Here is a 12,000-nt window from a genome sequence, read left to right on the forward strand (position 1 = left end):
GCGTTATATTTTATACAGTTTTATTATTTTTTATTAATTTAATTATTTTATTATTTTTTTAATTTAATTATTTTATAATTTAATAAGTTAATTATGAAGAGGCTCTTTTTTAACGTCACCTCTAGAATCTAAAACTTCAAACCCAAACGTTTTTAATTTTTTACATAGAGAAGATTTGAACTCAGCTGCTTCATTACCACTACATAACTTGTTATCATACAATAAGTATTTTTTGCGAACATTAACAGGTGATAAGTTAGGCATCATTACATTTGCTCCAGATAAAAATCCCTTGATTTGTCCATCGTTATCGATAGTACCAAGTGATGTTGTTGCTGGTAACAAAACGTAAGGTAACATTATTCGAATTAAAGAAAGCAAAAATAATGTTGTCCTTGAAGTGCCAGATTGTTCATTGGCAAAAGGTGTTGAATGATGCACTATGTAGGGCCCAATTCCTACCATATCAGGGTTAAGTTCTTTTAAAAAAATAAAATCTTCGGCCAAGGTTTCAGGAGTTTGATATGGTGATTCAACCATAAAACCTGTACCAACTTGATAACCTATTTTTTTTAGATTATATAGACATTCGATTCTATTTGTAAAACTCATTGATTGTGGATGTAGCTTGTAGTAATGTTCTTCATTAGCTGTCTCATGTCGTAGCAAATATCTATCGGCACCGGCATCATAATATTTTTTGTATTGATGATATGTTTTTTCGCCAATAGATAAAGTAACAGCTACATCAGGATAAAGTTTTTTGATTGAAGAAATAATGTCACATAAGACATCGTCGTTATAATATAAGTCCTCCCCACCTTGTAATACGAATGTTCTGTAACCTAAAGAATAGCCAGTTGCACAACATTCTAAAATATCTTCTTTAGATAATCGATATCTTTCTGCAGCAGAATTACTTCTGCGAATTCCACAATAGAAGCAATCATTTTTACAAATGCTTGAAATTTCGATTAAGCCTCTAAGGTATATTTTTTTTCCATACCATTTGTCTCGAATTTTGCATGCTATAGAGCGCGCATATTCGATATCTTCATCAGTAAATGTACTGAATAAAGAAATAAATTCCTCTTTTGTAAGTTCTTTTGTTGAATTAAGTTTGTCAATTAATAATATATTTTTTCCCATAGGTTTAGTATCTCATAATGGAAAATAATATTCAACTACCATAAGAGGATTTTATAATTGTCTTATTCAGTTATTTCATTATTATTTGGAATGATAGACATTACTGTTCTGAAAATAAATCTAACTAGTGGACCAGCAAAGAAAATCTGCCAGCAAAAAGCCATTGGAAAATTAAAAACTGCAGTTTGTAGCCATACAGCTATGATTTGTGAACCTGCATTTTTAAATAAAATTGTTGCAATAAAACTCATTACAGGACACATGATACAAACGATCATTGATGAAATCGCAAGTAAAATAAAAATAGGTTTATCCTGTGGAGTAACAAATCTAAATGCAAGAATTTTGGCTAATTTACCTACAATAAAAAATTCTAGGATAAAAGCGATTGGCCACATAATTAGCATTTCGTGAAAAGCCATTAAAAAGACTTCGTTCGATAGGCCGGATTTAGCTAATGAAATGTTATAGCATATCATAGCATAAACCATAACAAAAGCCATTAGAGCTGTGAAAAAAATATCTTGTAATTTTGTTTTTGGCATAATTACACTCCTTTTCTAAAATATCTAGATAGTTTGTGTTGTTCGAAACGTTTCCAATTAATACCAAAATACCTATTTGATTTGTAACGATCCTATGATACACTTTAAAAGGGAAAAAAGTCAAGAAAAATTTTCAAAAGGTGGTTAAATGGAATATATTAGTTTGTCACAGAGTTTAAAAAAAATATTTAATACTAAAGTATATAAAATTTCATTAACAAGCGGCTGCACTTGCCCTAATCGAGATGGAAAGATTAGTTATGGTGGATGTACGTTTTGTTCAGAAGGCGGCTCTGGTGATTTTGCGGCACCATTTGTGCCTATAGATGAACAGATAAAAATAGCTAAAGAAAGAGTTAATAATAAGTTTTCTAGTAAAATAGCACCTGAAGATAGAAAGTATATTGCGTATTTTCAGTCTTTTACAAATACATATGGCGATGTTGATTTCTTAAGCAGAATTTATATGGAAACAATAAAAAAAGATGAAATTGTTGCTCTTTCGCTTGGAACTAGACCAGATTGTATAAATGATAAAGTATTAGAAATGCTAAAAAATCTTAATAAAATTAAGCCGGTTTGGGTTGAATTAGGTTTACAAACGATACATGAAACAACAGCTCAAAAAATAAATAGAGGTTATAAGTTAGAAGTTTTTGAAGAGGCATATAGGAAACTAAAAGAAATAGGGGTTACAGTAATTGTGCATGTTATTTTGGGATTGCCAGGAGAAAGTGAAGACGATATCTTACAAACAGTTTCCTATTTGTCTAATATTTCACCGAAACTTGATGGTATAAAACTTCAATTGCTTCATGTTTTAAAAAATACTAAATTAGCAAGGGAATATGAAGAAAATCCTTTTAAAATTTTTACATTAGATGAATATGTTGATCTTGTTATAAAGTGTTTAAAAATTTTACCAGAAGATATTGTAATACATCGTATCACGGGTGATGGCCCGAAAAAACTATTAATTGCTCCGTTGTGGAGTGCTGATAAAAAACGTGTTTTAAATACCTTAAATAATGCTATAAGAAAAGCAAGTAGAGAAGATAAAAATAAATAAAATAGAAATAATTATTAAAAAATGTTAAATGTACTGAATTGTATTTTTAAAACTGATAAAATTACATAGTACTGTGAATAGTCTTGTATTGGAGAGTGGAAAAATGCTAACAGTAAGCACATTAGGAACATTTCATATGATGTGGAATGGGATTACTTTAAAAGAAAAAGATATAGATGATAAAGATGAGATTCGTCTTTTACTGTTTTTAATTTTATATAGAAAGAAGCCACTTATGGAAGTACAATTAAGTATTGCATTGTGGGATCATGAAGCGTTTTCATCAGAACGAACAATTGAAGAAATATTTAATAGCTTACAAAATAAAATCCAAAGTAAATTCGGTGATGTATTGTTTGTGATTCGTGAGGATAATACTTATAGGTGGAATGAAGAGATTAAAGTTAACTTTGATGGAGAACAGTTTGCGATGCTTGTTACGCAAGCTTTATCAGAGTGCGATTTGAAATCAAATATAGAGATTTATGAAAGAGCCTTAACTTTTTATAAGGGTGACTTTATGTCTGAATACATTGATACAAGTTGGATTTCGACTAGAAATACGTATTATCACAATTTATTTGTATATGCGGTTAGGGGGTTAGCTGAGTTGTATTGCATGACGGAGCAATATGAAGAAATAGAAGAGTTATGTCATGGTGCACTTTTAATAGAAAATTCGGATGATCTTTTATATGGTTACTTGATTAAAGCTTATGTTAGAAAAGGCAGTATTTCGCTTGCAATGGAATGTTATGAGCAAGCAAAGATAGTCATGGAACAAAAGATGAAAATCAAGACTTCAGGTATATTAGATAAGGTCTATAAAGAATTTATTATTACTAACAAAGATGAAGCAAGCGAAGAAATCACAATGGAGTACATAGAAGCGTTAGAGAATCAAGATACAGGTGTATTTGAGTGTAGCTATCCTATTTTTAGAGAAATGTATAAGATTGAAGTTACGGAAAGCATACGTTATAAGAGAGAATCTCAGATTTTATTAATTAAAGTTGATGATTTTGATGAAAATAGTTATCCAAGTGCATTAAGTGATATACAACAGGCGATTCGTGAATCGTTAAGAGAAGGAGATGTTGTTTCGACTTACAAGAAAAATCAATATATAATATTGTTGTCGAGATGCAATTATGAACAGAGTATGCTTGTTGCAAACAGAATATTATCAAGATTATATGATGAAGATTTATGGTATTCTGAGGATGTAATAAAAATTTCAGTTGTATCACAGTCTGTCAGTGATACAAATTTGTTAGATTAAAAAGAATATTATATTTATATTTTATAAGTAAAATATAAAAAAGACTATTGAAAAAACATCTCAAATGTTACAGAAAGATTTAGCATTTTGAGATGTTTTTTTATGCAATATATTTAAAAAGAGATATAATAATTTATGCAAAACTAAAGAAAAAATATAAAATAGCTCGTATTTTATTGACAATATTAGAAAAAGTGTATATGTTAGTAGTTAAGAGGTACTGTTTAGAAAAAAATAAAATAATTCAAATTAAGTTAAAATATGAATTAAAAAATTATCATTCAGCGCTTCAAAAAACATAAAAACATAAGGTAAATGTTTAATTAAGGGAGGGATTAAACATGAGTAAAAAAATGGTTAAGACGGTTGCTTTAGCGTTAACGGCAGCTATGTCAGTAACTGCAATTGAAGGTTTTGTAGGAAAGGTGGAAAAAGTAAGTGCAAAAGATTCGACCGTGAATCTTCCAAGAATAACGGGAAAAATCAATAGAGTTTCTGTACATGATCCATCTATTTTTGAAGACCCTAATAATCCTGGTACGTTTTATGCGTTTGGTTCACACATTGCAACGGCAAAAACGTATGATTTGGCGAATTGGACACAGGTTTCAACAGATTATCAATCGGCTCATAACAACAAGATTTATGGCAATATTGATGAAAATTTAAAAGAATCATTTAAATGGGCTGGAAAAGATGATGCAGATTGTAAAGCTGGTTATGCAGTTTGGGCACCTGATGTGATTTATAATCCAAATTATAGATGGGATGATGGATCAAAAGGTGCTTATATGCTTTATTATTGCACATCATCGACCTGGAGACGTTCCTGTATCGGATATATGGTGTCAAAAAAAGCAGATGGTGACTATAAATATGTTGATACCATAATGTATTCTGGTTTTACAAATACAGGCAAGGTTGAGCATGATGGAAATAGTACAAAAGATACCACCTGGACAACGAATAATATGAATCTAAAAAAATTGGTGGACAATGGTGTAATTGAAGATATAAAAACGGATAAATGTTTTAATGCAGATGGCACCTGGAATCACAGGTATGCACCTAATGCAATTGATCCAAATATCTTTTTTGATAAAAATATGAAAAAAATGTATATGTCATATGGTTCGTGGTCAGGCGGAATATATGTTTTAGAGTTAGATCCAAATACCGGAAAACCAATTTATCCAGGCAAGGATTCAGTTGATCCAATTTCTAAAAATGTAGTAGATAGATATTTTGGAACTCATATCGCTGGTGGAAATCATCAATCAGGAGAAGGTCCTTACATAAAATATGATAAGGGAACAGATTATTATTATTTTTATGAAACATACGGTGGCTTAACAGCATCTGGTGGTTATAATATGAGACTCTTTCGTTCTAAAAATCCAATGGGACCATATGTTGATGCGGCTGGAAGAAATGCCAATCAATCAGGTGTTAATTGTGGAAAATATGGAATAAAGCTAATTGGAAATTACCAATTTTATAATCAACCGGGTTATAAGGCGGCAGGACATAATTCTGCATTAATAACAGAAGAAGGCAACCATTATTTGGTTTCACATCAAAGATTTGCGGACGCTTCTCGTGGTGAAAGTCATGAGATTAGAGTGCGTCAACAATTTATGAATCAGGATAAATGGCCAGTTACAGCCGTTTATGAAAATAGAAATGAAAAAATAGGACACTATGATAGAAAAGATGTAGTAGGAACCTATGAGTTTATTAATCATGGAACAGCTGCAACTAGTGGAACAATGCTTGAAACAAAAAGTATAACTTTAAATGATAACGGAACAATTAGCGGAGATCTAGTTGGAACATGGAAAAAAGATGATACATCAAAATGTGATTATGTAACAATTAACATTAATAAAGTTAATTTTAAAGGTGTATTTTATAGACAAGAAAATGATAATGGTAAGGAAGTAATGACTTTTACAGCAATTGGTAATAATAATGAATCTATCTGGGGAAGTAAATTCGATTTGACAGATAAAGATTTAGTAAATCGTGCAATTTCCATTGTAGAAAAAAAATTACCAAAGGCTACAAGAGAAAATATTGAATTACCCCAAAGTATATCAGGGGTAAATGTAAAATGGAAATCTGATAAAACAAAAGTTATTAGTAATGAAGGTGTTGTTAAAAGTGCTAAAAAAGATACAAATGTTACTTTAACAGCTACCTTTATTAAAGGAAATATTAAGATAACCAAAAAATTTATAGTTACGGTAAATAAGCGCCCATCAATGATTATTGGCTATGATTTTGAAAAAAAAATAAAAAAAAATGAAATTGCTGCAATGAAATCTTCAAAATCAAAAGAAAAAGCACACCTTGTGGGTGAATCAAAAGTTATAAAAGATGTTAAAAAAGGTAATGTGTTACAAATAAAAAGTAATGCAAAAGATAAGAAAGTAAATTATCTTGCATTACCAAGTGATACATTAAAAAATGTAAAAAATTCAGGTTATACTGTAAGCATGTGGGTTAATGTTTCAAAGGATACGTTTGAACATAGTGCCTTGTTTGAAGCTGATAGAGTAACAGCAACTGAAAAGTATGGTCAGTACCCTATGACAAGAATAGGTGCAAACTTGATAGGAAGAATTAATGCTGCAAATAATTATTCTGATGCAATTGCACCAGACAATTTAAAACGTGGACAATGGCAACATGTAATATATACAGTAAGCTCAAATGGTATAAAAGTATACCTTAACGGAAAATTAATGGTTAAAGACGAAAAAGATATATCATCATGCTTTGATATGACTAATCAGGATTCAATACAAAACACAAATAATATTATGGTCGGAGCAGGTGCAATTTGGAATGATGAAGATTGCCGTGATACAAGATTTGATGATATAAAAATTTTTGATGTTGCAATTACTTCAAAAGAAGCAACATATTTATACGAAGGAAAGGATATAACTAAAGATTTAAAATAAAAGAATAACAAATAAAACAACAAAAAAACTCCCCTTTTAAAAATATTTAAAACCACTTTTACTAGAATTATCTGGTAGAAGTGGTTTTTTGTTCATATAAAAAACTAGTTTTTTATGTGAAAGTAGACTACTATTATATAGAAGGGAAACTGTGTAGGAAATATTAAATAAATAAAAATACTTCTTTGAAGTAAAGTAATATAGAGAAAAAGAAATTGAATTTTTAGTGTTATGATTGTTCAAAAAACTATTTTTAAAAAGGCATGTAAAAAACAAAAAACAGCTAATAAAAAATAATTAAGTGATAATAAATTAAAAAAATAAAAAAAGAAAATGCTTATTTTCATGGAAAAACTATAAATAAAAACCATTTTTTACTTGTTTTTAGTGAAAGGGGATGGTATAATTGTATACAAAGTTGTGGTTATGAAAATATAAATAAGAAAATAAAATGCAGGAATCGAATTGACATCTTGCAAAATGTCAAAATGGAATGTGATTGTAAAATTAAAATTTTAGGAGGAAAGTTTGTATGAGTTATTGTTCAAAAATATGGGTTGTTGGAGCAAATGGTCGCTTAGGAAGTGCGTTAGTAGAACGTCTTAAAGCTAATACAAAATATATCGTTTTAGTTAGTGATACTGATGTTCCAGTTGAAGATAGGGAAAAGGTATTAAGTTTTGCGGATAGAAATCATCCGGGAATTATTATAAATTGTGCGGGTTTGACAGATGTAAATAAATGTGAAGAATTTCCAGAAGAAGCTTATAAAGTAAACGCATTAGGTGCAAGAAATTTGGCAATAGCAGCAAGAAAAGTAGATGCTAAAATGATTCAGATTTCGACAGATGACGTTTACAATGGAAAAGATATGACAGCTTTATGTGAGTTTGATACACCTGAACCAATTACAATGTATGGTAAGAGTAAATTAGCAGGTGAGAAACTTGTTTCAGAATTGACAGATAAACATGTAATTGTTAGATCATCATGGGTTTATGGAGTTAAGAAAGATTTTGTTAAAGAGATTCTTACAAAAGCCAGAAATCATGAAAATATTATGTTACCAGGTAATGAATTTTCATCACCAACATCAGCAGATGCTTTGGCTGGATTTATTGAAGTTCTAATGAATACTTCAGAATATGGTATTTTCCACGCATCATGTGAAGGTTGCTGTACAAGAGCTGAATTTGCTAGAGAAATATTAAGACAGGCGAATATTACAGATGTAACAGTTGAGACAACAGCAGACAGCTTAAAATTAAGACCTAACTATACATTGTTAGATAATATGATGCTTAGAATTACAAACTTATATAAAATGCCAGAATGGAAAGAAGCATTATCAGAATATTTAGCTAAAGGAAAGGAGAATAGTGATGCAAAATAAAGAAAAGAAAAAGATAGGTTTAACGACATTAATTTTTATAGCACTTATTGCAGGCGCAATTATCGGTGTAATTTTACACTACAGTATAGTAGAAAATGCACATATGCTTTCAGTAGTTAAATCATCACCTAAATATGATACAGGAAATGATCATATTCTTAGAATTGTTTATAAAATTTTTAATGATTTTATTATAAATGGTGTATTTTTTGTAGTTGGTCAAGGTTTTATTAGAGGAATGAAAATGCTAGTAGTTCCACTCGTATTTACATCTCTTGTTTGTGGTGCATCTTCCATGGGAGATACTAAGACACTTGGTAAAGTCGGTGTTAAAACAATGGGATTTTACATTATGACAACTATGATGGCTGTTGCTGTTGCGTTAACTACAGCTAGCATAATTAATCCGGGTAAGAATTTAAACATGGCAGCTATTAAAGCTGACACAGGTGTTAAGGCGGCAAAAGGAGGAGTAAATGTTGCAGAAACTTTATTAAATATTATTCCAGAAAATCCAGTCGCATCACTTGCTAGCGGCGAAATGTTACAGATTATTTTCTTTGCATTATTAATTGGTATTATTTTAGCTAAGTTATCAGATAAAGTTCAGGTTGTTACAAATTTTTTTGCACAGTTTAATGACATAATGATGGAACTTACTATGATGGTTATGGCTGTTGCACCAATTGGTGTATTTTGTCTTATTTCTAAGACATTTTCACAATTAGGATTTTCGGCTATGTTACCAATGGTAAAATATATGGCAGCAGTATTTATTGCATTAGGAATTCAATGTTTAGGTGTTTACCAAGGATTATTATTTGTATTCACAAGACTTAATCCATTTAAGTTTATTAAGAAATTTTTCCCAGTTCAGGCTTTTGCATTCTCAACAGCAACATCGAATGCAACTATTCCACTTAACATTGATACATTAGAGGAAAAAATGGGTGTATCAAGAAAAATCTCATCATTTACGATTCCTCTTGGTGCAACAATTAACATGGACGGAACATCAATCATGCAAGGTGTAGCAGTTATATTTGTTGCTCAAGCATATCACATTAATCTTTCAATAGTTGATTTGATTACAGTTATTTTTACAGCTACATTAGCTTCTGTTGGTACAGCTGGAATCCCAAGTGTTGGTCTTGTAACACTAACTATGGTATTTAATTCTGTTGGTTTACCAGTTGAAGGAATTGCACTTATCATGGGTATCGATAGAATCCTTGATATGACAAGAACAGCGGTAAATATTACAGGTGATGCAGTTTGTACAACAATCGTTGCAAAACAATGCGGAGAGCTTGATCAAGAACGATTTAATAGTATGGTATAAATGGTATAAAATGTAATTTATTTTTTAGCATATTCATCCGAAAAAGATAAATAATATTATTTATTTTTAAGGAGTATTGAATATGAAAAAAAGAAAAAATCATACAAAATTAGTAGATGATAATGGCGTTAGAATAGAAAAAAACTCCTTTGAAAACTCATTTATAATTATATGCAATGTGTTGAGTTTAATTTTAGTTATACTAGGAATACTTGCAATAGTCAGATGAAATATATATATTTAATGATCGATATCAAAAGGAGAATTCTTTATGGATGAGAAAAAGAAACGATTGTACGAGATTATCGAAGTTTCACAAGGTAAAGATAGAACTAGTAAGTCATATGACTTATTGATGCTAGTTTCCGTAATAGTTGGTTTAATACCACTTACTATGAAGAAAACAAATGGATATGCGCAGTCAATCGATATTGTAACAGCCATTATTTTTCTATTTGATTATGTAATGCGTTTTTATACAGCTGATTATAAAATGGGAGTTAAAAGCTATAAAGCGTATATTGCACATGTGTTTACGCCAATGTCAATAATTGATTTGATGGCTATAATTCCGGTGTTTACACTATTTTTTCCAGAATCAAATGCAATCGGTTTGTTTAGAATATTTAAAGTCTTTAGGGTGTTAAAATTATTAAGATATTCAAAAACAATGGTTATTATAGAAAATGTAATGAGAAAAGTTAAACAACAGTTAATTGCAGTTTTGGTTTTGACACTGATGTATATAACGGCATCAGCAATGTTTATTTTTCAAATAGAACCAAATTTATTTAATAATTTTTTTGATGCATTATATTGGGCAACAATTTCAATTACAACTATAGGTTACGGTGATATATCGCCGGTGACGGTTCCAGGAAGAATGTTGACAATGATATCAGCATTAGTGGGAGTTGCTGTTATTGCACTTCCATCAGGTATAATAACTGCAGCATATATGGATGAAGCAAACAGAACTAAAACAAGATTTCAAAAATAAAAAAATCCAGATTATTGATTCAAAGCATTTAAGAATCTATAGTCTGGATTTTTTTTAAAAAATAATATTAAAATAGTTATTATTTGTTTTTGGGAATGTCAAAACGTTGATGACGGTGAGTGTCATAAACTTCAGAAACAGTATAGACTGTAACAAAAGCATTTGGATCCGTTTTGGCAATAAAATTAATTAACGTACGATAATCGTTTTTGGTTAAGATACTAATTAACTCATTACGACTTTCATTGTTATAAGCGCCAATTGCTTTATATATTGTTGCACCACATTTCATTTCATTTATAATAAAATCTTTAATTTCTTCTTCTTTTTCACTGATAATACAAACACGACGTTTGATATTGTGTCCGAAAATAAAATAATCAAGAACGATTCCGTTAAAATATGTTCCGATAAGAGATAATACAACTATTTTTGGATTACTAACAAATATCGATGATAAAGCAACACAAATTCCGGCAAAAGACATAGCACGTCCAAGCTCAATGTGTAGGTATTTATTTAAAATTTTAGCTACAATATCAAGGCCACCAGAAGAAGCGTTATCATTAAATAATATAGCTGCTCCAAAACTAACAATTAGAATATATGCAGTTACATCAAGGATACTGTCTCCTGTTATAGATTTGTAGTTAGGAAAAACTTTTTCAAAAATTCCTAAAATAACAGGAAGTAAAACAGAGGTATAAATTGTTTTTGCACCGAATTCTTTACCAAAAAGAATAAATCCTATGATTAAAAGAAAAACATTTAAAATCATAGTAATTTGAGCGATTGATAAATTAATAAAATTTGATAAAATAATTGCCAAACCTACAATACTTGAAATAGAAGCATGAGATGGATACAAAAAGAAGAAAACGGCTGATGCGACAATAAAAGTAGCAACAGTCATTAAAAAAATATCTTTAAAAATCAAACGTAATTTTAAAGATCTGTCTGCCTGAGTCATTTTACTACCTCCGAAAAAAATAATTTTTAAAATAATAAAAAACATACATATTTTTTAAACCAGAATGATTATATCATAAAAAAAATAATTAGCAATAACGAGCGTTAATGTTTTAAAATGGAAAAATAATTTAACTATTTAAAGGCTAATATTTGTAGGGATTATAAGCATTATAAGTGTCAATTATAGACAGCGAAAAAAACGAAAAAATAATGCTTTTTTTTAAAAATTTTTAGCACAAAGCGGCAAAAAAATGGTAAAATTAGTTCTAGAGTATTTTA

The 12,000-nt window shown here is 29.8% G+C and carries 10 protein-coding genes; 7 read left to right on the plus strand and 3 right to left on the minus strand.

Annotated features, from left to right (window positions below; translation table 11 throughout):
* Window positions 1-87: 87 nt before the first annotated feature.
* A complete protein-coding gene (hydE, locus tag BMY79_RS03800) occupies window positions 88-1,149 on the minus strand; it encodes a [FeFe] hydrogenase H-cluster radical SAM maturase HydE (RefSeq protein ID WP_022750106.1) in 1,062 nt (353 codons plus the stop codon).
* Window positions 1,150-1,211: 62 nt separating this feature from the next.
* Entirely contained in the window at window positions 1,212-1,694 is a 483-nt protein-coding gene (locus BMY79_RS03805; protein WP_074730440.1) for a DUF2798 domain-containing protein, read from the minus strand.
* A gap of 148 nt (window positions 1,695-1,842) precedes the next feature.
* Here BMY79_RS03805 and BMY79_RS03810 point away from each other — a divergent pair, with 148 nt between their 5' ends.
* The 7 genes from BMY79_RS03810 to BMY79_RS03840 all read left to right on the plus strand — a co-directional run bounded on the left by BMY79_RS03810 (window position 1,843) and on the right by BMY79_RS03840 (window position 10,749).
* Window positions 1,843-2,763 (plus strand): tRNA modification radical SAM protein MnmL/YtqA, encoded by a 921-nt coding sequence (locus BMY79_RS03810; protein ID WP_074730441.1) that lies wholly within the window; start codon window positions 1,843-1,845, stop codon window positions 2,761-2,763.
* Window positions 2,764-2,866: 103 nt separating this feature from the next.
* Entirely contained in the window at window positions 2,867-4,045 is a 1,179-nt protein-coding gene (locus BMY79_RS03815; RefSeq protein ID WP_074730442.1) for a BTAD domain-containing putative transcriptional regulator, read from the plus strand.
* A gap of 341 nt (window positions 4,046-4,386) precedes the next feature.
* Window positions 4,387-7,014: a lipocalin-like domain-containing protein gene (locus tag BMY79_RS12125; protein ID WP_074730444.1), complete on the plus strand. Its 2,628-nt coding sequence runs from the start codon at window positions 4,387-4,389 to the stop codon at window positions 7,012-7,014.
* Between the two features lie 532 nt (window positions 7,015-7,546).
* Window positions 7,547-8,407, plus strand: a complete 861-nt coding sequence (locus tag BMY79_RS03830) for an SDR family oxidoreductase (protein WP_022750115.1) — start codon at window positions 7,547-7,549, stop codon at window positions 8,405-8,407.
* Window positions 8,397-9,749, plus strand: coding sequence for a dicarboxylate/amino acid:cation symporter (locus BMY79_RS03835; RefSeq protein ID WP_074730445.1), 1,353 nt, complete (start codon window positions 8,397-8,399; stop codon window positions 9,747-9,749). Before BMY79_RS03830 ends, BMY79_RS03835 begins: the two co-directional genes overlap by 11 nt.
* Window positions 9,750-9,831: 82 nt before the next feature.
* Entirely contained in the window at window positions 9,832-9,978 is a 147-nt protein-coding gene (locus BMY79_RS12130) for a hypothetical protein (RefSeq protein WP_177176422.1), read from the plus strand.
* 42 nt (window positions 9,979-10,020) lie between these two features.
* Window positions 10,021-10,749 carry an ion transporter gene (locus BMY79_RS03840; protein ID WP_027421576.1) on the plus strand — a complete coding sequence of 243 codons (729 nt, stop codon included), beginning with the start codon at window positions 10,021-10,023 and terminating at the stop codon, window positions 10,747-10,749.
* 79 nt (window positions 10,750-10,828) lie between these two features.
* Here the strand turns inward: BMY79_RS03840 and BMY79_RS03845 are convergent, their stop codons facing one another.
* Window positions 10,829-11,719, minus strand: coding sequence for a YitT family protein (locus tag BMY79_RS03845; protein ID WP_022750120.1), 891 nt, complete (start codon window positions 11,717-11,719; stop codon window positions 10,829-10,831).
* Window positions 11,720-12,000: the final 281 nt, after the last annotated feature.

The sequence above is a fragment of the Lachnobacterium bovis genome (assembly GCF_900111325.1).
GTDB classification, from domain to species: domain Bacteria; phylum Bacillota; class Clostridia; order Lachnospirales; family Lachnospiraceae; genus Roseburia; species Roseburia bovis_A.